Below are 23,988 nucleotides of genomic sequence, written 5' to 3'. Positions count from 1 at the left end.
TGTTTTACGGCAAGATCTTCTTAAGCAAATGCTCAAGCGTTGCCACTTCTTCTACCGTTAAGTTTTTAGTTAATTCCTGATGCAGGTTCTGCCCGAGCAGTTGATGACATTGCTCACACAGCGCGGCGCCCTCGGCAGTTAACTGCACCAGCACGCCGCGCTTGTCATTAGGGTTCGGGTTACGCTCGATCCAGCCTTTGCATACCAGTCTGTCCAGCATGCGAGTCAGGGCGCCGAGATCGACAGAAAGTACTTTCTTCAATTCCACCGGGGTGATGCAGACCTGGCAGCGGATAGAGCACAACACCTTAAATTGGGTGGCGGTGATATCCAGCGGCGACAGATAGTCGTTCAGTAAACGATCTTTTTTTTGGTTAACCATGTGGATCAAGCGGCCTAAAGGAATGATGTCGTTAAATAGATCATTCGTGCTTTTCACAATGGTTGCCCCGGCAAGTAGATTAGTCACGGCAGATATTATTGCTCAGGCAAATATAAGTCAACCCGATGAATTGGCCGATGCCACTATTTGCTAAAACGGTTCATCTTTTTAAAAAATAACTGGCGTAAATAATTGAGTGCACAGACTTTTCCGTAACGTGATGATGTCGCGGGTCTGCTTTTCACGTTGCGTTGCGGCTATACTGCTGAGGTTTTGGCCCTTACAAGGAGTGATGTTCACCATGCTGGAATTGTTGAAAGCGATTGGTCTCGGTCTGGTGGTTTTGCTGCCGCTGGCGAACCCGTTAACCACCGTGGCGCTGTTTTTAGGGCTGGCGGGGAACATGAACAGCGCGCAGCGTAATCAGCAAGCGCGAATGGCCGCCGTGTATGTCTTTGCCATTATGATCGTTGCCTGGTACGCCGGGCAGCTCGTGATGAATACCTTCGGCATTTCGATTCCTGGCCTGCGTATAGCCGGTGGGCTGATTGTGGCTTTTATTGGTTTTCGGATGTTGTTCCCGCCGCAAAAACCGCACGAGTCGCCGGAAGTGAAGACCAAATCCGCAGAGCTGGACGAGGAGCCAGGGGCAAACATTGCTTTTGTGCCGTTGGCGATGCCGAGCACGGCCGGGCCGGGCACCATTGCCATGATCATCAGTTCCGCCTCGACCATCCGTCATGGGGCTGAGTTTCCGGACTGGGTAGTAACACTTGCGCCGCCGCTGGTCTTTGCCGCGGTTGCCGTCATCCTCTGGGCCAGCTTGCGCAGTTCCGGTGCCATTATGCGGCTGGTGGGCAAGGGCGGCATTGAAGCGATCTCCCGGCTGATGGGGTTTCTGCTGGTCTGCATGGGCGTGCAATTTATGATTAACGGCGTGCTGGAAATCATCACCACCTTTCCTGCAGGGGCCTGATGGGAACGCGTTTCGCCGTTGTCATTATGGCGCTCTGCTGGCTGGTGGGGTGCCAGCAACGATCGGGGGATACGCCGCCGCTGGGGCAAAAGACGTTTGCCCGCTATCAACAGCAGACGCGGGCGTATGTAGCCGCGCATCGCGCATTCCAGACGCTGGATAAAAATGCCGAATTAGCGCTAAACATACCGCAAGAGTGGCGACCGGCAACCCCAACTCGGCGGGGCATTTTGTTGATCCATGGTTTGGGTGACGGGCCGGGTTCGTTTGTTGATATTGCGCCGCAACTGGTGAAGCAGGGGTTTCTGGTGCGTACGGTCCTGCTCCCCGGGCACGGTACACGGCCCGCTGATCTGCTTACTGTTAGCGTGGAACAGTGGCGTGAAGTGGTGCAGGAGCAAGCCGATATACTCGGCAAAGAGGTAGATGCATTGTGGTTGGGTGGGTTTTCAACCGGTGGCAATCTGGCGCTGGATTACGCGATGGCGCACCCTAACAACGTGCAGGGCTTATTGCTGTTTTCCCCGGCGTTTAAATCCCGCACCCGTTACGACTTCCTGGCGCCAGCGGTGGCGTTATTCCGCGACTGGCTGCGCCCGCCGGGTGCCATTTTTCCGCAGCAGATCGCCACGCGGTATCTACGGGTACCGATTAACGGTTATGCGCAGTTCTGGCATACGTCAGCACGCGCACGGCAATGGCTGGCGCAGAAAACCTGGGACAAACCGGCGTTGATGGTGCTGACGGAGCATGATTCAGTGCTGAACACCCGCTGGATCCTCGGCCAGTTTGCCCGGCATTTTACCCATCCCGCCAGCCGGGTTATCTGGTACGGTAAACCGCCCGCAGGCGCAGAGGGTGACAGACGCATTCTGGTCAGGCCCGACGCGTTGCCGGACGAACGCATCAGTCAGTTTTCTCATATGTCGGTGCTGTTCGCGCCGCAAAACCCACTGTATGGCCGTAAAGGAAGTGTGATGCTGTGCGCGAATGGCCAGCCAGAAGCCGCCGCCAGACGTTGCCTGGCCGGAGAAACGGTGTGGTATTCCGACTGGGGGCTGGTCGAGGCGGATAAAATTCACGCCCGCCTGACCTGGAATCCGTGGTTTGACTGGCAAACCGCGGTGATGGATTCGGTTATTTCACCGTCACAATGAGGGTTTACAGATGTCCGGCGCTGGTCTGCTCTTCCAGTTTTACTGGCCAGCGGCGGAAAATTACCACCGACCATACCAGCGCGGCCATCGCCGGCAGCGCACCGGCATAGCCAATCACATCCATTGACCAGTGCAGGCTGACCTGGTTTCCGACCAGCGCGCCAGCACCGATGCCGATATTGAAAATACCGGAGAACAGTGACATGGCAACGTCTGTTGCATCCGGTGCCAGCGCCAGTACTTTCACCTGCATCCCAAGGCCAATGACCATGATCGCGATACCCCAGAACATGCTCAGCACCGCCAGATGTGTCTCGCTGCCGGACGCGGGCAGCATCAACACCAGCGAGGCGACCAGCAGTGCGATGGCACCACTGACCAGCCCGGAAGCATGTTTATTGCCCAGTTTGCCAAACAGTACGCTGCCGATAATGCCGGCACCGCCCAACAGCAGCAGCAGGACGGTCGCGAAGTTGGCGCTGAAACCGGCGACGTTTTGTACAAAGGGTTCAATATAGCTGTAAGCGGTGTAGTGGGCGGTTACCACCACCACGGTGAGTAAATAGATGCACAGTAATGCCGGGCGACGCATCAGCAGCGGCAGGCTTTTAAGCGAGCCGGAGTGTTCGCTGGGCAGCGGCGGCAGCAATTTCACCAGGCAGACCAGCGTGACCAGTGCGCCCATACCAATGGCAAAGAAAGTGGTGCGCCAGCCGAAGTATTGCCCGACTACGCGGCCAATAGGCAGCCCTAAAACCATCGCCAGGGCGGTGCCGGTGGCTAACAGGCTCAGCGCCTGTGCGCGTTTCCCCGCCGGGGCCAGGCGAATGGCGAGTGAGGCGGTAATCGACCAGAAAATGGCGTGCGCAAAGGCGATGCCGATACGGCTGATCACGAGGACGTTAAAATTCCAGGCGAGAAATGACAACACATGGCTGGCAATAAAGAGCACGAACAACCCAATCAATAACTTACGACGCTCGATCTGGCTGGTCAGCAGCATAAACGGCAGGGACATCAGGGCGACGACCCACGCGTAAATGGTCAGCATGATCCCGACCTGCGGGGTATCCATGTCGAAACTCTGAGCAATGTCCGACAGTAAACCGACAGGCACGAATTCGGTGGTGTTAAAGATAAAAGCGGCAACGGCAAGCGTTACTACCCGTAGCCACGCAACTTTTCGTGAAACCGTATTCGTAGTCATAAACGTGTTTGGATGGGTTGGAAAAAGGAGAGGAAATGATCTTAATGCTTTTGTTGGCGAAAATACAACCATTTTGTGATCTGGATCGCATTCTGTGTTTGATGAAAGTTAATGCCGTTTGTACGTATGGTGTTGCGGTCTCGCATTGGAAATAGTCGTCTCTTAGGATGCGGAGTAAGCCTTTGTGTGGTTGCAACCGATTGTTAAACAGACTTTTTAAGTATTTATAATGGATGTCTTCGCCGGGTATTGAGCATCCATGCTAAACATAAGTACTATCAACCAAGACTATTCATTGCTTCACACCATAAATACAGCTGGTGTTGGAAACGAAGATAACAAAGTTTTTGCAAAAAGCTTATTCATATGGGCATTCCTCGTATTTATCATCTTCATCAGTTTCTTTTACAACAAATATGCACCAAAGATAACCAAACAGTCCCCATAGACATAAAACAGCAAGAACCCATAAAAGGCAGCTATAACCATCCATATTAATTCCTCGGACTGTATTTTTGACGGGCAAATTGCCAATAAATGTAACTTTTTAATGAAATAAAAAATAATTTATAATCATGATGTTATGGGGTTTTTTATTTGTACTTTGAATGCAGGAAAACGCGAGTTTCTTCCTTCATTCATTTGTACAGGAAATACCACCCCATTTTGCTGACGGCCGTATCCTTCGATCGAATTTATTGCTAAGCCATCAGCAGGCTGAGGCGGTGTGAATACCGTAAAACTCAAGGTTGATCACGACATGCCTGTCTCTGTTTTAACTTATTGATGCTGATAATTATTGCTTTAATTTAAATTGCTTTGCGGAATGCGTTTTGGTTACATTCGGAAGGAAAGGATGTAACAACAATGCAGCAACCGGGATAAATGCCGTAGCGGAACGTGGCAGGCCAGGCGCTCGGCGCGATTGGCAGCAAGCGTACCTGCTGGCACGTTGGCACCGGTGCCATGCTATCCAATAAGATGACAATAAAACCAGGGGCAGCAATAAAATGAAAAATGAGGTGATTGATTTTTATATGGTCGATGCGTTCAGCGACCATACCTTTGGCGGCAATGCTGCTGCTGTCTGCCCGTTAACGGAGTGGCTACCGGATGAGGTTCTGCTGCGTATGGCGCAGCAACACAATCAGTCCGAAACGGCGTTTTTTGTGCGTAACGACAGCGGGTTCGAATTGCGCTGGTTCACCACCCTGGATGAAATTAATCTCTGCGGTCATGCAACCCTTGCCGCTGCACACATTATTTTTGAGTATCTTGATTACCCGCATACCGAGATTCGCTTTACCACCCGTTATGTGGGTGAATTGCGCGTGAGCCGTAATGGGGACTGGTTGACGCTCGATTTCCCGGCCTGGTCTACGGAGGCCGTGAGCAACCCACCTGAACTCTTGTTTACCACGCTGGGCATTGACGCTGCGAAAGAAGTGCGCGTCGGGCGTGACTATCTGGTGGTGCTCGAAAACCAGGCCCAGGTGGAAGCGCTGCAGCCAGATATTACCGGGATGATCCCGCTGGACAAGATGGTGTGTGTCACCGCGCCGGGTAATGATATTGACTTTGTCAGCCGTTTCTTTTGCCCTGGCGAAGCGGTTGCTGAAGATCCCGTCACTGGCTCTGCGCACAGTATGTTGATCCCGTACTGGGGCGAAAAGTTGGGTAAACAGCGCATGCAGGCGCGGCAGGTTTCCGCCCGCGGCGGCGATTTGCGCTGTGAGTGGCAGGGCGATCGCGTGCTGATTGGCGGCCAGGCAACGCTGTATCTGATGGGAAGAGTGTTTTTACGTTCATAACCCTGCGCAATCAGGGCAGACGGGCAATATTCGCTTTAATCACGCCGACAGAGTGGTGAAATTTCGCCACTTCGTCACTGGCCAGTTGTAACTCAATAATCTGCTGCACACCGTTTTGTGCCAGCACGGCTGGCACCCCGATCGCCACCTCATTTACCCCATATTCCCCGTCGAGAATGCAGGAGATTGCCAGCGCGCGGTGGCTGCCGGTAAAAATATTGCGGCAAATCTCGGCAATGGTCCCGGCGATGCCATATTCGGTACAGCCTTTTCGGGCATAAATTTCAAAACCGTGGCGACGCACCTGATCGGCCAGCGCATCCACATCCAGCCGCTGGCCGGTTTTACGTTGATAAACGTCCGCGATGGGTGAGCCGTACACCGAAGAGTGCGACCACACCGGGAACTGCGTGTCGCCGTGCTCGCCAAGAATAAACGCATCAATACTCTGCGCGCCGATGTCGAGAGACTGCGCCAGCGCCCTGCGTAAGCGGGTGGTGTCCAGCCAGACCCCCGTACCAATGACCTGCTGACGCGGCAGGCCGGAGAGTTTCCAGACCTGCCAGGTGATAATGTCGCAAGGGTTGGTCGCCACCAGGAAGATCCCATTGAAACCGTTCGCCATCATCGTAGGGACGATATTTTTCACAATGCGTGCGGTATTGGTCAGCTCATCAAGTCGGGTCTGCCCCGCCTGCAATGGGCCGCCGGATACGGTGATCACGGCGATATCGACATCGGCACAGTTGTCTACAGTGCGGGTGGAAATAGTCATCATGCCTGGCATGTATGCAGCCGCATCTGCCAGATCCTGGGCATGACCCTCAACCCGTTGTTTGTCGAGGTCGACGAGGATCAGCTCTTCGCAGATGGTCTGGTTGAGCAGGGCGTAGGCGGCGGAGGCCCCCACGTTACCCGTGCCAATAATCATCACTTTGCGGGCTTTGGTATTCATGCAGATTCCGTTATCAGGGTGAGCTCTGCGCGTAAGGTACCGCCTGTGCTGACGTAAGCGCAACGGTGAGCCTGATCTATTGGTAAATCGTATGACGTGCGCACGGTTGCCCATGGTTACTTTAACAAAAGGATAACAATAAGGAGCCCCTATGTACCATATTGCTGAGGCCACGGCTGACCAACCCGAGATCATTGCCCTGATTGCCGCGCTGGACAGCTACCAGAGCGCGCTTTATCCGGCAGAGAGCAACCACCTGCTTGACCTGGCTGCGTTGCCACCGGCAAGCCTGATCCTGCGTAAAATTATGCACAGCGACGGCGGGGCTGTCGGCTGCGGCGCAGTGGTACTGAACAGTGACGGCAGTGGAGAGATGAAACGGGTATTTATCGACCCTGCTCACCGTGGGCAGCAACTGGGCGAGAGGCTGATCGCGGCGCTGGAGCGGGCGGCGCATGACCGTTTTTGCCATACGCTGCGCCTTGAAACCGGCATCAGGCAACTGTCGGCGATCAAATTGTATGAACGTTGTGGCTACCAGACATGCCCGGCTTTTGCACCGTACCAGGACGATCCGTTAAGCCTGTTTATGGAAAAGAGCCTGGTCGCCGATCTGCGTTTAGCGATGCAGTAAACCGCCATCAGGCCAGCAGTTCGATAAATGCCTCAAGGTGGCGTGTTTTTGCGCCGCGTCGCCACACCAGCCAGGTGGTCAGCCAGCGCCAGTTCTCTGCCAGCGGCCAGGCTTCAACCTGATGATGACCGGGCATACTTTCCAGCATACTGCGCGGGATCAGTGCCAGTCCGGCCCCGGCAATCACACAGGCCAGCATGCCGTGGTAGGACTCCATCTCATGAATTTTACCCGGCGTTGCGCGATCGGCATGAAACCAGCTTTCGAAATGGCGGCGATACGAGCAGTTAGCGCGAAAGGCATAAATACTGGCACCATTCACCTGTGCGGCACGTTCAATCGCTTCATGCCCGTGTGGCGCGACAATCATCATCTCTTCGCGGTACACCGGGATCCCTTCCAGACCGGGGTGCATAATCGGGCCGTCAACGAAGGCTGCGCTGAGCCGCCCGTCAATCACGCCATCGATCATCGTACCGGAGGGGCCAGTGGCGAGATCGAACTGAATACGTGGGTAACGTTGATTGTAACGCGCCAGCGCCGCCGGAATGCGCACCGCCGCAGTGCTCTCCAGCGCGCCAAGGGAAAACAGCCCTTGCGGTTCGTCACCTGCGACCACCATGCGCGCTTCATCCACCAGCGCGAGGATTTGCTGGCTATAACGCAAAAAGCGGTGTCCCGCCGGGGAGAGCCGTAAGCGCTGATTTTCGCGGATAAACAGATCGACGCCGAGATCGGCCTCCAGTTGGCGAATACGGGTTGTCAGGTTCGACGGCACGCGATGCACTTTCTGCGCCGCCTGCGTAATACTGCCGGTCTGCGCCACGGCGTTGAACATTTCAAGTTGGGTTAAATCCATTTCATTCTCGAATTGTGAATGGTGAGATTAATATTATTCAGTTTTAAGAAATAGCAAATTCCGGCACTCTGATGCAAGTCCTGAACACTTTTGAGGAGCACTACGATGTCTGCGACCCCGACAACCCATGCGATTTCTGTCAACCCGGCCACCGGCGAAACCCTCGGCGCGACACCGTGGGCCACCCGCGAAACGGTGGATTCGGCGCTGGAGATGGCTGCCCGTGGCTACCGCCAGTGGCGTTTGCTCAGCGTGACGACCCGGGCGCAAAAACTGCGCGATCTGGGGGCAGTACTGCGCGAACGCGGTGAAGAGATGGCCCGCATGATCAGTGATGAGATGGGAAAACCGATTCTGCAGGCCCGCGCGGAAGTGAACAAATCGGCAGATTTATGCGACTGGTACGCCGAGCACGGCCCGGCAATGCTGAGCAGCGAACCGACACGCGTTCCCAACAACCAGGCGACCATTGAATACCGTCCGCTGGGGCCAATCCTTGCAGTGATGCCGTGGAACTTCCCGTTGTGGCAGGTTTTACGTGGCGCGGTACCGATTTTACTGGCGGGTAACAGTTATCTCCTGAAACACGCGCCGAACGTACTCGGATGTGCTGCTTTGATCAGTGACATCTTTACCCAGGCCGCTTTCCCGCAGGGAGTGTTTGGTTGGGTGAACGCCACCAATGAAGGTGTTAGCCAGGCGATCAACGATCCGCGAATTGCAGCCGTCACCGTAACAGGCAGCGTGCGCGCTGGCGCTGCTATTGGTGCACAGGCCGGGGCGGCGCTGAAAAAATGCGTGCTGGAACTGGGCGGTTCCGATCCGTTCATCGTGCTGAACGATGCCGATCTTGATTTGGCAGTGAAAGCGGCCGTTGCCGGGCGTTACCAGAACACCGGGCAGGTTTGCGCAGCCGCCAAACGCTTTATTGTGGAAGCCGGCGTAGCACAGGCTTTTACTGACAAGTTCGTTGCAGCGGCTGCTGCGCTGAAGCTGGGCGCGCCGGACAACGAAGACAACGATCTTGGACCGATGGCGCGCTTCGATTTACGCGATGAGCTGCATGCTCAGGTGCAGGCCACGCTTCAACAGGGCGCGACACTGGCGCTGGGCGGCGAAAAAGTGCCGGGCGCAGGTAATTACTACCCGGCCACGGTGCTGACGGGCGTCACGCCGGAGATGACAGCCTTCCGCCAGGAGCTGTTTGGCCCGGTTGCGGCCATTACCACCGCGCGCGATGCGGAGCATGCGCTGCAGTTAGCCAATGACAGTGATTTCGGCCTCTCTGCCACCCTTTTCACCGCCGATTATGCGCTGGCGGAGGATATTGCCCAACGGCTGGAGTGCGGCGGCGTATTTATCAACGGCTATAGCGCCAGCGATGCGCGCGTTGCCTTTGGTGGGGTGAAGAAAAGCGGTTTTGGCCGCGAACTGTCGCACTTTGGGCTGCATGAATTCTGTAACGTGCAAACCGTGTGGAAAGATAGGCGATAAACCCGAGCGCGCCCGGACAGGGCGCGCTGCTCCCTGCTGTCATGGGGCTGTCATGATCCTTTTGTAGACTCGCGGTAACGTTGTGGTTATAGAAGAATATCATGAACTTAATGCAAATTTTTCGCCGTATGCTTCGGCGCGTCTCACCCCGGCAATTTGGTCTGTTGGCCGGTATCTTCTGCATCATCGGGCTTTTCTCAGCCTTACAAATTACCTCCTCGATCGTCCTCTCCGCCTCGTTACGCAGCGCACAATATAATGAACAGCTTAACCAGCGAGCGCACTTGCAGCAGGTTCGGGTTGATGAAGCCCGCGTCGCGTTGCTCACCGCCAGCGATTTGCTCAACCGGGCAGGGGTCTATTTTATGCAGGATAAAGAAACGGGCTCCGAAGGGAGCTGGCATAGCCTGATGGACGAGACGCGTAACGCCCTGGCAGCGTCGCAAAAAGCCTGGCTGGCGTGGCTGGCGCTTAATCCAGCGAAAGACGAGGCGCTGATCAACAGCTACCAACTGTTTTATGGCGCGCTGAAAGAGCAGGCAGATGGGCTGGCTTCGACGCAGTCGATCGACGCCTTCTTCGCTGTACCGGCGCAGGCATTCCAGGCGGACTTCAACGAGAATTACGCCCGTTTTCAGCAGGCGAGTGAAAGCCGGGCTGAAGAGGGACGCCAGGCGCTGATGGCGAACTTGGCGCAACTCCAGCATGTCTTTGTGCTGGTGCCACTGTTGCTGGTGGTGATTGCGGTACTGGTCTGGTTCGCCATGTCACGTTGGGTGATCATCCCTTTGCGCCGTTTGCTTGCGCACATCAACATTCTTGCGGCGGGCGATCTCGGTACGCCGCTGCCGCCGGTATCCCGTTTTAATCGCGAAGTCGGTCAGCTCAGCCTGAGCATTCACACTATGCAACAAGGGCTGCAACAGTTGGTCATGGAGGTCAGCGATGCGACATCCTCAATGGTCAGTACCATCGGACACCTGGCGCAAGGCAACCAGCTTCTTTACCAGCAGTCGGCTAAACAGGCGCAGGAGCTGACCGATGTTACCGAACATATCGCGACGCTGGAGTCGTACGTGGAAGGCAGCACCGGGTTTGCCCAGCAGGCGCGCCAGCAGGCGGATGAAGCGCAGAAAGTCGCTGCTGGTGGCGATCGCATGATGGACACCGTTAACCAGTCAATGCGTGAAATCGTCGAACGTTCGGCGGAGATGCGTAACATTGTCGATATGATCGATGGCGTGGCCTTCCAGACCAATATACTGGCGCTGAATGCGGCGATCGAAGCCGCACATGCGGGCAACCATGGCCGTGGCTTCGCCGTGGTGGCGAAAGAGGTCGGACTGCTGGCGCGTAAAAGTAGCCACTCCACCCAAACCATTCAGCAACTGATTAACCATTCATTACAAGGGATTAACGACGGTACGCAGGCGGTGAGTCGACTGGAGAATAACCTGCAACACGTGACCGGTCTGGTAGGGCACTTAAGCGCGGTACTGAATGAGATCTCTGCCGCTACCCTCAGCCAGGGGGAAAGCATCCATCAGATGACCCGCCGTTTACATGCGCTAAACAGCGTGGCCAGCCGGACGGGCGAGCTGGTTTCGACGGCCACTGAAGCCTCTGAGCGGCTGCACCATGACTCGCATCAACTGATGCAGGCTGTTGCGCGTTTTCGCCTTCCTGCCTGACGCAATATCGCCGTCTCTGTTATACTCGCAGGCCATTTTTGGCCTGTGGGCAAAGGGGTTGGTGTGGCAACGGCAATGGAAAATGAAGTACTGGATGCGGTACTGGCAGAGGTGCGTCCACTTCTGGGGCAGGGCAAGGTCGCCGATTATATTCCCGCGCTGGCGACGGTTAGTGGTAACAAGCTTGGCATCGCCATCAGTACGGTGAAGGGGGAGCATTTCCAGGCGGGTGATGCGAATGAGCGTTTCTCTATTCAGTCCATCTCGAAAGTGCTCAGCCTCGTGGTCGCCATGAACCACTACGCCGAAGACGAGATCTGGCAGCGGGTCGGCAAGGATCCTTCCGGTCAGCCTTTTAACTCCTTATTACAGCTGGAAATTGAGCAGGGCAAACCGCGCAACCCGTTTATTAACGCCGGTGCGCTGGTCGTGTGCGATATGTTGCAAAGCCGCCTGAGTGCGCCGCGCCAGCGCATGCTGGAGATTGTGCGTAAACTTTCTGGCGTCAGCGACATTGCCTATGATGGGGTGGTCGCCCGCTCTGAATTTGAACACTCAGCCCGTAATGCCGCGATTGCCTGGTTAATGAAATCCTTCGGTAACTTTCATAACGATGTCGCCACCGTTTTGCAGAATTATTTTCACTACTGCGCCCTCAAAATGAGCTGCGTCGAACTGGCGCAAACCTTCCTCTTTCTCGCTCATGGCGGCCATGCGGCGCATGTTGAAACGCCGATGGTTTCGCCAATGCAGGCCCGGCAAATCAATGCCTTAATGGCCACAAGTGGTATGTACCAGAACGCCGGGGAGTTCGCCTGGCGAGTGGGCTTACCGGCGAAGTCTGGCGTCGGCGGCGGCATTGTAGCCATTGTCCCGCAGGAGATGGCGATTGCCGTCTGGAGCCCGGAACTGGATGATGCAGGCAATTCGCTGGCGGGCGTGGCGGCGCTGGAAACCTTAACGAAAAAACTGGGGCGATCGGTGTACTGATGACGGATCTTGCGCCGCTGTTTGCGCGCCTGTCGCGCTCAACATTTCGTTCACGTTTTCGCCTTGGCCCGAAGGAGCGGCAGTACTGCCTGGACAAAGGTGCCGGGGTGATTGCTGACCACGCTGCCGATTTTGTCGCGCAGCGTCTGGCGCCAGCCGAGCCGCACAACGATGGCAAACAGACCCCCATGCGCGGGCACCCGGTTTTTATTGCCCAGCATGCCACCGCCACCTGCTGCCGCGGCTGCCTGGCGAAGTGGCACCATATTCCTGCTGGAAATCCATTAACACAAACTCAACAACAGTATATTGTTGAGGTGATTTACCACTGGCTGGTCGTACAAATGAATTCGCCCCGCTGAATCAGGTTGCGCATCGCCGCTCCCTGAAGGGTAAGCATGCTAAACTTTACGCAAATTCATGCGTTTTGTCGGCCAAACTACAGTGTTAGTGCTATGGATTAAAATGTAATGCGATCTTTTTTTACAACCCCTTTTCGCGCATTTCGGGAAGACACGCCGTTGAATAATGCGGCGATGATTTTTATCCTGACCACGCTGTTTTATATACTGGGCGCCATGATGCGTCTGGTAGAAGAGCTTTCGCTTTTTTGGCCGCTCAATGCCGTTATGGCGGGGGTATTCGCCCGGCATGCGTTCCTGCATCGCTGGCATTATTACCTGATTAGCTATGCGGCGATGTTGCTCTACGATGCGATTACCACCCACTGGGGTATGGCTTCGCTGATCATCAACTTTTCCAATATGGTGTTTATTGTCACCATGGTGCATTTGATCACCTGGGAGCACAGCCACAAGCTGAAAACGCCGGAACCGGTAAACGCACTCAAACTCTTTGGTTATTGCTTTTTGGCAGCGCTGCTGTGCGCCTTTTTTGGCGCAGTGGGTTCGGTGGGCATTAATGGTCAGGGATTCGTCTTATTGGTGGCGGACTGGTTCAGCGAGCAGTTTTCCACCGGGGTGTTGATCCTGCCGTTTATGCTGACCATGACACGCCTGCACACGCCATTGCCATTTAAAGTGCAACAGGTCATTCCGCTGCTGGCAGTCGGAGTTTCGGTTCTCGCTTCGGTGGGGATTGGCGGTGCGGGCAGTCTTGCGTTCCCATTGCCAGCGCTGATCTGGTGTGCGGTCCGCTATCCACTACCCTTGACCTGCCTGGTGACAATGCTGACCGGAGGGGTAGAAATCATGCTGGTGGCCAAAGGGGCTATCAATATTTTCCTCGCCTCGCCGGTCGAGATGCCGCATATGTTTTCCGCCCGATTGGGCATTGCGACCATGGCAATTTGCCCGGTAATAGTTTCTGTCAGCGTGGAGGCTATAAACCGGTTGATCCGCCAGGTGTCGCTGCGCGCTGATTTCGATTTTCTGACCCGCGTCTATTCCCGTTCCGGTTTGTATGAAGCGCTGAATCACGATAACAAGCGTTTTGTCGACAAGCATGTCACGGTGATGCTGATGGATATCGATTATTTTAAAAGCGTGAATGATAACTACGGCCACGAATGCGGCGATAAAGTGCTAACCTCTTTCGCGCAAAAAGTGCTTGAAGTGCTGGGCGAACGGGGCATCGTGGCGCGTATGGGCGGTGAGGAATTCGTCGTGGTGGCGACCACTGCCGATCCGGAAGAGGGCTTTAAGCTGGCGGAATCGGTACGCAAATCGGTCGAAAGTTATGCGTTTAAATGGCGGCACCAGACGCTGCGCCTGACAGTCAGCATTGGCCTGAGTAACGGAAAAACGGAAGCCTGGGCGTTGACGGAGATGTTCAACGAGCTGCTGGCCGAGGCCGATGAAAACCTCTACCGCTCGAAAAAAATGGGGCGTAATTGCACCACTTCAAGCAAAAATATTGTCTTTGCCGACGCCGCCTCGCAGCACTCTGCCGGAGGATAAGCGCGCGTTGTAACCTGGTCTGCTGACGATAGAAGCAATCAGTATTGCCGGGTTATTAAATTGCTTGCTACTGATTTTTAAGGCCAATACTATGGCTGGCTGTACGTAGCGGGAAGATAACGCAGCATGACTGGATCGGATAATTTACCTGAAAACGAGCGGATCCCGGGCAGGCGTTTTGTCCGGCGAATGTTCATGATGCGTATCCTCGGCACGCTGCTCTGTTTTTTCCCTATTCTTTCTGTGCTGCAAGAACTGCAGCGTCCGCGCTGGATGCTGGGGTTGCTTGCTGCTAATGCCTTTCTCTGGCCGGGTATCGCTTTTTTACGCGCCCGCCACGCGCCAGCACCCTTGATTACGGAGCTGCAAAACCTGGTGATGGACGCCGGAGCGGGCGGCGTATGGATTGCGTCGATGGCGATCAATCCGCTGCCATCGGTGGTGATCGCCACGATTCTGCTGTCGGATCGCCTGTCGGCGGGCGGCTTCACGCTGATGCGCAAAGCGGGCCTTACCATGCTGATCATGTTCCTGCTCTCCTGGCTGGCGCTCGGGTTGCCCGTTAATCTCCATGTCAGTGAACGTACCCTGTACGCCACGCTGCCGTTGATCGCGATTTATATACTGGCGCTCAGTGTGCTAACCAACAGTATGGCTGCGAAACTGCGCCTTAAAAGCCAGGAACTCGGGCGAATAGCCATGATGGATCCGTTGCTGGATATCGCCAATCGCCGTCTTCTGGAACAACGTATCCAGCAGGAACTGGAGAAACAACGCCTCACCCCGCGCTATGCGTCGCTGATGTTTATCGATATCGATAATTTCAAAGAGGTGAACGATCGTTTTGGTCATAAGGTTGGCGACGCATTACTGGAAACCGTTTCGCGGATATTGCATAGCACCACCCGAAAAACCGACACCCCTGCGCGGCTTGGCGGCGATGAGTTTGTTATTTTGATGCCGGACACCTCGTCAGAACAGGCCCACGCTGTGGCCATGCAGATCATGAATGCGGTGTCAGCAATGAGCATCACACCGGGAAACGTCTTTCAGTGTACGCTTAGCATCGGCATCGCCAGCGTGTTGCCGGGTATGCTGACTGTGTCGGATTGGTTGAAAGCGGCGGACGATGCCCTTTATCAGGCTAAACGGCGGGGGAAAAACCAGATCTATTCACACTGATAAACATGATGAATAGGCTAGACTTTATGCTGTATATGCAGTGATGAATGACAGATTTTTTCATATACTTGCATAACACTGCCTGTTAATGATGAGAACGGCATCCTATGAATACACCTGCTTTTCCCGCCGATGAGGAAAAACGTCTTGCCTCGCTACACGATTCCGGAATTCTGGAGAGTGGCGCCACGGACCGTTTAGACCGCTTAACCCGCCTGGCAAAACGCATGTTTAATGTGCCTGGCGCATTAATTACGCTCGTCGACGAAGACACGCTGCATTTTAAATCCAGCGCCGGATACCCCAAAACCACGCTACCGCGAAAAATTTCCTTCTGCGGTCATGTGATCCTTTGCACCTCGCCAATGATTATTCAGGATACGCTGCGTGATGAACGATTCGCCGATAATCCGCTGGTCACGGGTGAATCGAACATCCGTTTCTACGCGGGGCATCCCTTGCGCTTACCGGACGGGGCGATCGTCGGGTCGTTCTGCCTGATTGATAATCAGCCGCGTGATTTTAGCGATACCGAACTGGACAGCCTGAAAGATTTCGCCCTGATTGTTGAGGACGAATTTGCGGTGATGAGTGCAGCCACCACCGACGAACTGACCGGGTTATTTAACCGTCGTGGTTTTGAGAGCCTGGCAAAATTTGCTATCACCGGCGCCCGTCGTCGGGCGGAGCCGCTCACCCTGGCGTGGATCGATCTCAATCACTTTAAAGAGATCAACGATACCTGGGGACATGCGGAAGGTGACGAAGCGCTGAAATCCATGGCCTCGGTGATGACCGCCAGTCTGCGTGAAGCGGATATGCGTGTGCGCTATGGCGGCGACGAGTTCGCGATTGTCTTTTCCGATACGGATGAGCAGGGCGCATGGATCGCCATGCAGCATCTGGTCGAACAGGTTGCGGCATGGAACCAGACCTCCGGCAAGCCCTGGAAACTGGCGTTTTCCTGGGGTATCAGCGAGTTCGACCATAATGGCTCGGGCGAACTGCGTGAATGGATGAAAGATGCGGACGAGAAAATGTACGCCATGAAACAGCAGTGTCATCGTGCGCGCAGGGTATAAGTTAACCCTATCACCGTGCAGCTTGTGTTAGCGTTATGTTAATTGGATAGTGGTTGTTTTATAAGGACGAAAAATGACCACTTATCATATCCATGCCCTTTCGGGCAATCGTCTCTCTCTGCACATCAACAACTTGTGCGAGGTGCTGGAAAATTGTGTTTCCGGCGGCGCTTCTGTCAGTTTTATGCATCCCTTATCGCGTGAAAAATCCCTTCAATTCTGGTCCGGCGTGGCGGCCAGCGTCGCGCGTGGCGAGCGAATTGTGCTGGTGGCAGAAGATGATACCGGCGGGATCGTCGGCACGGTACAGGTGGTGCTCGAACAACCAGAAAACCAGCCGCATCGCGCCGATGTCTCCAAGCTTTTAGTCCATGAAAAAGCCCGTCGTCAGGGGCTGGCCCGACAACTAATGGATGCGCTGGAAACGGAAGCCCGGGCCCACGGTAAAAGCGTACTGGTGCTGGATACTGCCACCGGTAGCGGGGCTGAAAACTTCTATGCGCAATGTGGCTGGCAACGGGTGGGGGAGATCCCGCGTTACGCCCTGATGCCGGACGGAAATGTGACGGCTACGACAATTTTTTACAAGTTCATATAACGGCGGTCAATAAGACGTCTCATTTTGATCAAAACAGGGTTCCATGGTCGAAAAGTCTGGTAAGTTATTACACCAATCTTCAAAGGTTGTATGACTAATCAAAAAAGGAACCCACTGTGAACACATTAAACCGTCGCAATTTTCCCGGCGCTGAATACCCTGAACGTATTATTCAGTTCGGCGAAGGAAATTTTTTGCGCGCTTTTGTCGACTGGCAAATCGATCTGCTGAACGAGCACACCGACCTTAACGCCGGTGTGGTGGTGGTTAGGCCAATCCAGAGTGATTTCCCGCCGTCCCTCAGTACCCAGGATGGTCTGTACACCACCATTATTCGTGGTCTGAACGAGCAGGGCGAAGCCGTTAGCGATGCCCGCGTGATCCGCTCGGTGAACCGCGAAATCAGTGTTTACACGCAATATGATGAGTTTCTGAAACTGGCGCACAATCCGGACATCCGCTTTGTGTTCTCGAACACCACTGAAGCGGGTATCAGCTACCATGCGGGCGACAAATTTGCCGATGCCCCGGCCGTCAGCTACCCGGCAAAACTGACCCGCCTGCTTTATGAACGCTTCAGCCACTTCTCTGGCGCAGCCGATAAAGGCTGGGTGATCATTCCTTGTGAACTGATTGATTACAATGGCGAAGCCCTGCGTGAACTGGTGCTGCGCTACGCGCAAGAGTGGGCGCTGGGCAATGATTTCATCCAGTGGATCGACACGGCGAACGCTTTCTGCTCCACGCTGGTCGACCGCATCGTGACCGGCTACCCGCGTGATGAAGTGGCAAAACTGGAAGCGGAGCTGGGATATAAAGATAACTTCCTCGACACCGCTGAACACTTCTATCTGTTTGTGATCCAGGGCCCTAAATCACTGGCTTCTGAACTGCGTCTCGACAAGCTGGCGCTGAACGTTCTGATTGTTGACGATATCAAGCCTTATAAAGAACGTAAGGTTGCCATCCTTAATGGTGCGCACACCGCGCTGGTGCCGGTGGCGTGGCAGGCGGGGCTGGACACCGTGGGCGAAGCGATGAACGACAGCGAAATTTGCGCGTTTGTTGAGAAAGCCATCTATGAAGAGATCATTCCGGTGCTGGATCTGCCGCGCGATGAACTGGAGTCATTCGCCAGCGCTGTAACCGGGCGTTTTCGCAACCCGTACATCAAACACCAGCTGCTCTCTATTGCGCTGAATGGCATGACCAAGTTCCGCACCCGTATCCTGCCGCAACTGCTGGCAGGCCAGCAGAACCACGGTAAACTGCCGTCACGCCTGACATTTGCTCTGGCCGCCTTGATTGCTTTTTATCGCGGCGAGCGCAACGGCGAAACCTATCCGGTGCAGGATGACGCGCACTGGATCGAACGTTTCCAACTGCTGTGGAGCCAGCATGGCGATCGTCAAATCAGCACCAGCGAACTGGTCAAATCCGTGCTTTCGGTCAGCGAACACTGGGAACAGGATCTGACACAAGTCAGCGGACTGGTGGAGCAGGTGACGCTCGACCTGGATGCTATCCTGCGCCAGGGTATGCGCGCGGCGGTAAAACCGCTGTGCTGATAGCCAGCTGAATACGTTTCATCGATAAAACCCGGCTACGGCCGGGTTTTTTTATCCCCGAACGCGGGTACAAGCACGAACAGGAAAGGGTTAAGAGACAAGGTGTAGCGCGTTAGTTACAACATACTTATAGATAGTTGTATAACAGGTTTCAGTAACCTCTGCGCCAGTACTCGGTTTAGTAGGGCATATTTCCGTCACAATTTATTAGCAACCTTGCAACCGTGATTGCGATCACGTTTAATAGTGCCGTTTCCCATTTCCTTATGATGCAAAATGATTGTCCGACCTGAACAACACTGGCTTTCTCGTCTCTTCGTCTGGCACGGCTCAGTGCTCCCCAAAATCGCTTCCCGACTGTTGATGAATTTTCTGCTGTCGATTGCCGTCGTGCTGATGTTGCCCTGGTATACCTCGCTGGGCATCAAACTGACGGTGGCACCGTTCAGTATTCTCGGTGTGGCAATCGCTATCTTTCTCGGTTTTCGCAATAACGCCTGTTTTGCCCGTTACAGCGAAGCGCGTTTGTTATGGGGCCAGCTGATGATTGCCTCGCGGTCATTACTGCGTGAAGTAAAAACAACGTTGCCAAATGACGCGGGCCTGGCGCATTTTATCCGCCTGCAAATCGCGTTTGCACACTGTCTGAGAATGACGCTGCGGCGAAAACCGCAGGGTGACGTCCTGGCGAAATACCTTACGCCACAGGATCTTCACAACGTGGTGAATGCCCATTCTCCGGCGAACCGCATTCTGTTGTTAATGGCAGAGTGGTTGGGTGAACGCCGTGCGCAGGGCGCGCTGTCGGACATCCTGTTTCACAGCATTACACAGCGTTTGCATGATATGTCGGCGGTGCTCTCCGGTTGTGAGCGCATTTTCACCACACCGTTGCCGTTCGCGTATTCGCTGATCCTGCACCGCACGGTCTACCTGTTTTGCATTATGCTGCCGTTCGCGTTGGTGGTGGATTTGCACTACATGACACCGTTTATCTCGGTATTGATCTCCTACACCTTTATCTCGCTGGACACGCTGGCGGAAGAGCTGGAAGATCCCTTCGGTGAGGAGGATAACGACCTGCCGCTGGATGCCATTTGCAATGCCATCGAGATTGATTTGTTGCAAATGAATGATGCCGACGTCCTTCCGCACAAAATGACACCAGGCAAAAACTACCAGCTGACCTAAACTGACAAAGAGAGAGTAAGGAATCATTAAGATTTACCCTGTCTAATGGCGATACCCACCATACAGAGGGACATGCGATGGAAAAGTCAGATAAAACGGTTTCGTTAGTTGTGACCCTGGTTGTCAGCTTATCTCTTCTCGCTACTGCGTGGGATTTGTCCCTGGTCAGCAGTTTGCCGTAACGTATTTACGTGCTCAACAGCGCCCGCGTTTCCTGCGCCGGGCGCTGTAACAGGGCGACAACTTCTTCCCGCGAACGCACATTGGTATAGCCCATAATTAATCCGTAGCGCTTACTATTCTGGTTATACCAGGGTGACAGCGCGCTCACCTGTAACTGATGGCGTTGCCATATTTGCGCCAGCCGCACGTCTTCAGTACTGGTGCGCAAAAAAGCAATAACGTGCATCCCGCCATCGCTCACTTCTATGCTAAAAAGCTGAGGGTAAACTTGCTCCAGCGCGGCCAGCATCATATCTCTGCGCTGAGAGTAGAGCGGTCGCATCCTTTTCAAATGCTTATAAAAATGGCCTTCACTGAGAAATGCGGTGAGGATTTTTTGCGTCAGCACGGGCTGGCCACTTTCCGTTAACCCGCCCGTTTCACGAAACTGCGCCAGCGTTGCGCGGGGCAGCACAAGGTAACTGATGCGTAACGCAGGCATCACAGTTTTGCTGAATGTGCCCATATAAATGACCCGATCCTGCGTATCGAGGCTTTTCAGCGCCGGTAACACTTTACGGGTGTAATGAAATTCGCCGTCATAATCATCTTCAATAATCCAGCTATGGTGGCGCTGTGCCCACGCCAGCAACTGTTGCTTGCGTGGCAAAGTGAGTGTAACGGCAAGTGGGCTTTGATGTGACGGTGTCACAAAAAGAAAACGTGCATCGCGGTGATAGCGCTGTAAAAAGTCCACATTCACACCCTGATCATCGACCGGCACAAAATGAAGGTTGCGGGCAATACGCTTCAGTGTTTGCTGGCCAAAATAAAACCCGGGATCTTCAAACAGTACTTTATCGTCTGCTGTGCCCAGTGTGTTGAGGATCAGCCGCAGGTTATTATTATATCCGCTGGTAATAAACACCTGTTCCGCTGAGCAATTCACCCCGCGTGAAACCGTCAGGTACTGGGCAATGGCTTCCCGCAGCGGGCCGTAACCCATCAGCGGCGGATTGATCATTTCTTCTGGAGACATAGAGCGTACCGCTTTACCGCAGAGCAGCAGCCATTTCTTATAGGGGAAAGCATCCAGTGAGGGGATGCCGAGGCGGAGAAATCCCTCCCGATCGGCAAAACTGTCGGCTACGCCTGGCGCTATGCCTGAAACGGACGCTGGCAAAGGTGCAGGGGCTGCGCGGGCGATAACCAGATCCGGATTGACCCGCGTACCGCGTGCGCCCTGGCTCACCAGATAGCCTTCACCCACCAGGATCGCCCATGCTGTTTCAACCGTTTTGCGTGCCACGCCCAGTTCAGTGGCTAACACCCTCACCGAAGGTACTTTATCGCCGGGTTTCAGTAAACCACTGCTAATGCTGTGGCGATATTGCTCATAAATCGCTTTATATCCCGGCTTCATGTCCTACCTAAATTCCTGCTTTTTGCGTCTTTCTACTACGCCATAAGAACGTAATATAGCCGCTGTCGAATCAATAAACGAGGTAAATAACTATGAGCAACCGCATCAATATTTTCCAACTGGCTCCGGCACTGATCAAATCCCTGAGCGACGCCAGCCAGGCATCGCACGACAGCAGCCTCGACAGCAGCATTAAAGATCTGGTTGATATCCGCGCCTCACAGCTTAATGGCTGCACATTCTGCCTGGATATGCATGTGAAACAGGCCAGGATCCACGGTGAGCGCGAGTTACGCCTGTATCATCTTGCCGTGTGGCGCGAATCCCCCCTGTTTACTGCCAAAGAGCGTGCGGCGCTGGCACTGACCGAATCGTTAACACGCCCGTCGGAACACGGCGTGACAGACACGCTTTACCGTGAGGTACGTGAACATTTTAGTGAGGTTGAACTCTCTGAACTGACCTTCGCGATTGCCATTATCAATAGCTGGAACCGCGTGATGTTATTGCAGCAAACTGCACCGGGAACGTATGACAGCGCTTATGGTCTGGAACGCGCCCAACTGCAATAGTCAGCGCGCTTGTTGAATAAAGCTGATAAATGCCCGCAAACACATCCGGGATGTGACGATGTCCCGGATAATAAAGGCACAACCCTTTAAAAGGTTGTGTCCACTCATTCAGCACACTCATCAGCCGGCCTGCGCGTAACTCATCTTCACTCTAAAAGCCCGTAAAAAACCGACGCCAGGCCCTGTACGCACTGCCGCAAGCGAGGTAAACAGGTCGGTGATTGCCAGGCGAGCTGTTATCCTGGCCTCGTGAAAGGCTTGCGCCGTGCTGCCACACCCAGCCCATAACAAGCCGGGCGGGTGTGACAGCGCAGCGTGCGGGTTAACGCGCCAGCTGGAAGAAGCGCACAGAATCGCGCAGGATTTCGCTCTGCTCAGTCATGGACTGGGCAGCGACAGCCGCTTGCTCCACCAGCGTGGCGTTCTGCTGTGTCACCTGATCCATTTGATCAATAGCGACGCTAATCTCCTTAATACCCTGATGCTGTTCGGTGGAGGCAGCAGAGATTTCCGCCACGATGTCCGTCACCTTATTCACCGAGGTGACAATGTCTTCCATCGCACGGCTGGCGGTGTCGGCAAAACGTGAACCGTCGGTGATTTTCTCAACCGTCCCTTCAATCAACTGCTTGATCTCTTTTGCCGCATCTGCACTTTTCTGCGCAAGGTTACGTACTTCGCCTGCCACCACCGCAAAACCTTTGCCCTGTTCCCCGGCGCGCGCGGCTTCCACTGCGGCGTTAAGGGCGAGGATATTGGTCTGGAATGCAATGCCTTCAATGACGGAGATAATGTCGACGATTTTTTGCGAACTGTCCGAGATTTCATGCATACGCTTCAGCATGTCGTGGACTTCTTTGCCACCTTTCACTGCCGTTTGCGATGTCTGGCGAGCCAGGTCGCTGGCTTTGCGCGCGTTCTCGGCATTGCTCTTCACATTTTCTGTGATTTGCTGCATGTTCGACGAGGTTTGCACCAGCGAAGCCGCTTGCTCCTCTGTGCGCTGCGACAAATCATTGTTGCCTTCGGCGATTTCGCTGGCAGCATGGGAAATGGATTCGCTGCCGTTGATAATCCCGTTGATAATTTCCGCCAGCTGGCTGTTCATAAACTTGATGGTTGCCAGCAGGCTCTGGCTATCATTATCGCGGAGATCGACATTCGCGCTCAGGTTTCCGGCGGCAATCTCCTTCATGATCGACACGGCATACGCCGGTTCACCGCCTAACTGACGGGAGAGATTACGCGAAATAAACAGGGCGATCATACCGGTGGCGATCAGAGCCAACAGCAGTAAACCTGTCAACATGTATAACGACTGGTTATAGTCCGCTTGCGATTCAGCGCTGGCTTTATCACCTAAAGCCAGTTCCAGATCCACCAGCGTTGCCAGATCTTTCATCAACTGAGTACGGTATTTTGCTGACACCGCACCGCTGATTTTAGAAGCCTCGTCGGTATTTCCGCTGCTAACGGCATCAATCACTTTGGCGTTCACGTCGACAAAGTTTTTGAAGTTATCGACCACGGTGGCAAACAGCGCGCGCATCTCCTGGGGGGCATCGGCAGAGGTTTTGGCGTACTGCTGCTGTGCATTGAGGAAGATAGCCTGGTTTTGCAGTAATTCGCCGCGATGTTGCTCGCGAGATTCGGTCGTCGTGGAAGTAATGTACTGGATCTGCTGCAAACGCATCTCCGACAAGACACCTCGCATTTCGAGGGTGTATCGCACGCCGGGAAGGCGGTTTTCACGGAATTGATCAATACGATGATTGCTGGAGTTGAGTTGATAAATTGACACTACGCCCAACAGCAACATCATCACAATCAGGATGGAGAAGCCGACGAGCAATTTGGTCAGAACAGTGGCCTGCGCTATTTTTTTCATAGTCCTACGCTATACAAAGAAAGGTATTATTAATAACGGCAATAATTGGGAAAATATTGATGTTTTTATCTGATCTTAATCACATTACGACGTGAATTATGTGCAACGGCACATAGCAGAAAATCAATTTGAATTAAGGGGATAAAGAAAGGCTGGAATGTAATGGAAATGTATTTAAGTCTATTGAAATATTGTTTCAATATGTAATGTCCTGGCGCAGAAAAAGCGGATTCCTGCGCCAGAAATA

Annotated in this window: 21 protein-coding genes; 15 read left to right on the top strand and 6 right to left on the bottom strand. The window is 54.1% G+C overall.

Annotated elements, in window-relative coordinates; all coding sequences use genetic code 11:
• Positions 1-4: 4 nt before the first annotated feature.
• Positions 5-439: a multiple antibiotic resistance transcriptional regulator MarR gene (gene marR, locus ACUY4S_RS12750; protein ID WP_312686241.1), complete on the bottom strand. Its 435-nt coding sequence runs from the start codon at positions 437-439 to the stop codon at positions 5-7.
• 244 nt (positions 440-683) lie between these two features.
• On the opposite strand from marR, the gene ACUY4S_RS12745 reads away from it, so the two are divergent.
• On the top strand, positions 684-1,358 hold the full coding sequence (locus ACUY4S_RS12745; RefSeq protein WP_458022376.1) for a MarC family NAAT transporter: 675 nt from the start codon (positions 684-686) through the stop codon (positions 1,356-1,358).
• The gene (locus tag ACUY4S_RS12740) at positions 1,358-2,515 is read left to right on the top strand and encodes an alpha/beta hydrolase (RefSeq protein ID WP_312686245.1); all 1,158 of its coding nucleotides are present in this window, start codon (positions 1,358-1,360) and stop codon (positions 2,513-2,515) included. Before ACUY4S_RS12745 ends, ACUY4S_RS12740 begins: the two co-directional genes overlap by 1 nt.
• Positions 2,516-2,519: 4 nt before the next feature.
• On the opposite strand, the gene ACUY4S_RS12735 is transcribed toward ACUY4S_RS12740, so the two are convergent.
• Complete coding sequence (locus ACUY4S_RS12735) at positions 2,520-3,722, bottom strand: sugar transporter (protein WP_458022375.1); 1,203 nt, start codon at positions 3,720-3,722, stop codon at positions 2,520-2,522.
• Between the two features lie 1,010 nt (positions 3,723-4,732).
• On the opposite strand from ACUY4S_RS12735, the gene ACUY4S_RS12730 reads away from it, so the two are divergent.
• Positions 4,733-5,533 (top strand): PhzF family phenazine biosynthesis protein, encoded by an 801-nt coding sequence (locus tag ACUY4S_RS12730; RefSeq protein WP_458022374.1) that lies wholly within the window; start codon positions 4,733-4,735, stop codon positions 5,531-5,533.
• Positions 5,534-5,543: 10 nt separating this feature from the next.
• Here ACUY4S_RS12730 and ACUY4S_RS12725 read toward each other — a convergent pair whose 3' ends face one another.
• A complete protein-coding gene (locus ACUY4S_RS12725; RefSeq protein ID WP_312686248.1) occupies positions 5,544-6,488 on the bottom strand; it encodes an L-lactate dehydrogenase in 945 nt (314 codons plus the stop codon).
• A gap of 151 nt (positions 6,489-6,639) precedes the next feature.
• Here ACUY4S_RS12725 and ACUY4S_RS12720 point away from each other — a divergent pair, with 151 nt between their 5' ends.
• A complete protein-coding gene (locus tag ACUY4S_RS12720) occupies positions 6,640-7,122 on the top strand; it encodes a GNAT family N-acetyltransferase (RefSeq protein WP_458022373.1) in 483 nt (160 codons plus the stop codon).
• A gap of 7 nt (positions 7,123-7,129) precedes the next feature.
• On the opposite strand, the gene ptrR is transcribed toward ACUY4S_RS12720, so the two are convergent.
• Positions 7,130-7,981 (bottom strand): putrescine utilization regulator PtrR, encoded by an 852-nt coding sequence (gene ptrR / locus ACUY4S_RS12715; RefSeq protein ID WP_312686253.1) that lies wholly within the window; start codon positions 7,979-7,981, stop codon positions 7,130-7,132.
• A gap of 105 nt (positions 7,982-8,086) precedes the next feature.
• Between ptrR and sad the strand changes: the two genes are divergently transcribed.
• The 10 genes from sad to ACUY4S_RS12665 all read left to right on the top strand — a co-directional run bounded on the left by sad (position 8,087) and on the right by ACUY4S_RS12665 (position 19,696).
• Entirely contained in the window at positions 8,087-9,475 is a 1,389-nt protein-coding gene (sad, locus tag ACUY4S_RS12710) for a succinate-semialdehyde dehydrogenase (protein ID WP_458022372.1), read from the top strand.
• A 101-nt stretch (positions 9,476-9,576) separates the two neighbouring features.
• Complete coding sequence (locus tag ACUY4S_RS12705; RefSeq protein WP_312686257.1) at positions 9,577-11,166, top strand: methyl-accepting chemotaxis protein; 1,590 nt, start codon at positions 9,577-9,579, stop codon at positions 11,164-11,166.
• A gap of 63 nt (positions 11,167-11,229) precedes the next feature.
• Positions 11,230-12,156 (top strand): glutaminase B, encoded by a 927-nt coding sequence (glsB, locus tag ACUY4S_RS12700; protein WP_458022371.1) that lies wholly within the window; start codon positions 11,230-11,232, stop codon positions 12,154-12,156.
• The gene (locus ACUY4S_RS12695; protein WP_312686260.1) at positions 12,156-12,518 is read left to right on the top strand and encodes a DUF4186 domain-containing protein; all 363 of its coding nucleotides are present in this window, start codon (positions 12,156-12,158) and stop codon (positions 12,516-12,518) included. Before glsB ends, ACUY4S_RS12695 begins: the two co-directional genes overlap by 1 nt.
• 108 nt (positions 12,519-12,626) lie before the next feature.
• On the top strand, positions 12,627-14,075 hold the full coding sequence (locus tag ACUY4S_RS12690) for a GGDEF domain-containing protein (protein WP_312686262.1): 1,449 nt from the start codon (positions 12,627-12,629) through the stop codon (positions 14,073-14,075).
• Between the two features lie 189 nt (positions 14,076-14,264).
• Positions 14,265-15,257 carry a sensor domain-containing diguanylate cyclase gene (locus ACUY4S_RS12685; protein ID WP_458022420.1) on the top strand — a complete coding sequence of 331 codons (993 nt, stop codon included), beginning with the start codon at positions 14,265-14,267 and terminating at the stop codon, positions 15,255-15,257.
• 107 nt (positions 15,258-15,364) lie between these two features.
• Positions 15,365-16,339: a sensor domain-containing diguanylate cyclase gene (locus tag ACUY4S_RS12680; protein ID WP_312686263.1), complete on the top strand. Its 975-nt coding sequence runs from the start codon at positions 15,365-15,367 to the stop codon at positions 16,337-16,339.
• Positions 16,340-16,412: 73 nt separating this feature from the next.
• The gene (locus ACUY4S_RS12675) at positions 16,413-16,937 is read left to right on the top strand and encodes a GNAT family N-acetyltransferase (protein WP_312686265.1); all 525 of its coding nucleotides are present in this window, start codon (positions 16,413-16,415) and stop codon (positions 16,935-16,937) included.
• A gap of 116 nt (positions 16,938-17,053) precedes the next feature.
• Complete coding sequence (locus ACUY4S_RS12670) at positions 17,054-18,505, top strand: tagaturonate reductase (protein ID WP_458022370.1); 1,452 nt, start codon at positions 17,054-17,056, stop codon at positions 18,503-18,505.
• 276 nt (positions 18,506-18,781) lie between these two features.
• Positions 18,782-19,696 carry a bestrophin family protein gene (locus ACUY4S_RS12665; RefSeq protein ID WP_312686269.1) on the top strand — a complete coding sequence of 305 codons (915 nt, stop codon included), beginning with the start codon at positions 18,782-18,784 and terminating at the stop codon, positions 19,694-19,696.
• Between the two features lie 187 nt (positions 19,697-19,883).
• Here ACUY4S_RS12665 and pdxR read toward each other — a convergent pair whose 3' ends face one another.
• Positions 19,884-21,281: a MocR-like pyridoxine biosynthesis transcription factor PdxR gene (gene pdxR / locus ACUY4S_RS12660; protein WP_312686272.1), complete on the bottom strand. Its 1,398-nt coding sequence runs from the start codon at positions 21,279-21,281 to the stop codon at positions 19,884-19,886.
• Between the two features lie 92 nt (positions 21,282-21,373).
• Here pdxR and ACUY4S_RS12655 point away from each other — a divergent pair, with 92 nt between their 5' ends.
• Positions 21,374-21,853, top strand: coding sequence for a carboxymuconolactone decarboxylase family protein (locus tag ACUY4S_RS12655; protein WP_458022369.1), 480 nt, complete (start codon positions 21,374-21,376; stop codon positions 21,851-21,853).
• A 322-nt stretch (positions 21,854-22,175) separates the two neighbouring features.
• On the opposite strand, the gene ACUY4S_RS12650 is transcribed toward ACUY4S_RS12655, so the two are convergent.
• Positions 22,176-23,741 (bottom strand): methyl-accepting chemotaxis protein, encoded by a 1,566-nt coding sequence (locus tag ACUY4S_RS12650; protein ID WP_458022368.1) that lies wholly within the window; start codon positions 23,739-23,741, stop codon positions 22,176-22,178.
• Between the last annotated feature and the right edge of the window lie 247 nt (positions 23,742-23,988).

The organism is Kosakonia beeri (genome assembly GCF_054165705.1).
The sequence above is the reverse complement of the archived record's forward strand: the minus strand, read 5'-3'. Positions and strand labels throughout refer to the sequence as shown.

Bases quoted from the DNA above. Each gene is read 5' to 3' on its own strand.
- ACUY4S_RS12675 (WP_312686265.1), top strand. From the start codon at position 16,413: ATGACCACTTATCATATCCATGCCCTTTCGGGCAATCGTCTCTCTCTG.
- ACUY4S_RS12740 (WP_312686245.1), top strand. From the start codon at position 1,358: ATGGGAACGCGTTTCGCCGTTGTCATTATGGCGCTCTGCTGGCTGGTG.
- ptrR (WP_312686253.1), bottom strand. From the start codon at position 7,981: ATGGATTTAACCCAACTTGAAATGTTCAACGCCGTGGCGCAGACCGGC.
- ACUY4S_RS12690 (WP_312686262.1), top strand. From the start codon at position 12,627: ATGCGATCTTTTTTTACAACCCCTTTTCGCGCATTTCGGGAAGACACG.
- ACUY4S_RS12725 (WP_312686248.1), bottom strand. From the start codon at position 6,488: ATGAATACCAAAGCCCGCAAAGTGATGATTATTGGCACGGGTAACGTG.
- ACUY4S_RS12685 (WP_458022420.1), top strand. From the start codon at position 14,265: ATGTTCATGATGCGTATCCTCGGCACGCTGCTCTGTTTTTTCCCTATT.
- ACUY4S_RS12720 (WP_458022373.1), top strand. From the start codon at position 6,640: ATGTACCATATTGCTGAGGCCACGGCTGACCAACCCGAGATCATTGCC.
- ACUY4S_RS12705 (WP_312686257.1), top strand. From the start codon at position 9,577: ATGAACTTAATGCAAATTTTTCGCCGTATGCTTCGGCGCGTCTCACCC.
- ACUY4S_RS12745 (WP_458022376.1), top strand. From the start codon at position 684: ATGCTGGAATTGTTGAAAGCGATTGGTCTCGGTCTGGTGGTTTTGCTG.
- ACUY4S_RS12730 (WP_458022374.1), top strand. From the start codon at position 4,733: ATGAAAAATGAGGTGATTGATTTTTATATGGTCGATGCGTTCAGCGAC.
- ACUY4S_RS12650 (WP_458022368.1), bottom strand. From the start codon at position 23,741: ATGAAAAAAATAGCGCAGGCCACTGTTCTGACCAAATTGCTCGTCGGC.
- pdxR (WP_312686272.1), bottom strand. From the start codon at position 21,281: ATGAAGCCGGGATATAAAGCGATTTATGAGCAATATCGCCACAGCATT.
- ACUY4S_RS12680 (WP_312686263.1), top strand. From the start codon at position 15,365: ATGAATACACCTGCTTTTCCCGCCGATGAGGAAAAACGTCTTGCCTCG.
- ACUY4S_RS12695 (WP_312686260.1), top strand. From the start codon at position 12,156: ATGACGGATCTTGCGCCGCTGTTTGCGCGCCTGTCGCGCTCAACATTT.
- ACUY4S_RS12665 (WP_312686269.1), top strand. From the start codon at position 18,782: ATGATTGTCCGACCTGAACAACACTGGCTTTCTCGTCTCTTCGTCTGG.
- ACUY4S_RS12655 (WP_458022369.1), top strand. From the start codon at position 21,374: ATGAGCAACCGCATCAATATTTTCCAACTGGCTCCGGCACTGATCAAA.
- sad (WP_458022372.1), top strand. From the start codon at position 8,087: ATGTCTGCGACCCCGACAACCCATGCGATTTCTGTCAACCCGGCCACC.
- ACUY4S_RS12735 (WP_458022375.1), bottom strand. From the start codon at position 3,722: ATGACTACGAATACGGTTTCACGAAAAGTTGCGTGGCTACGGGTAGTA.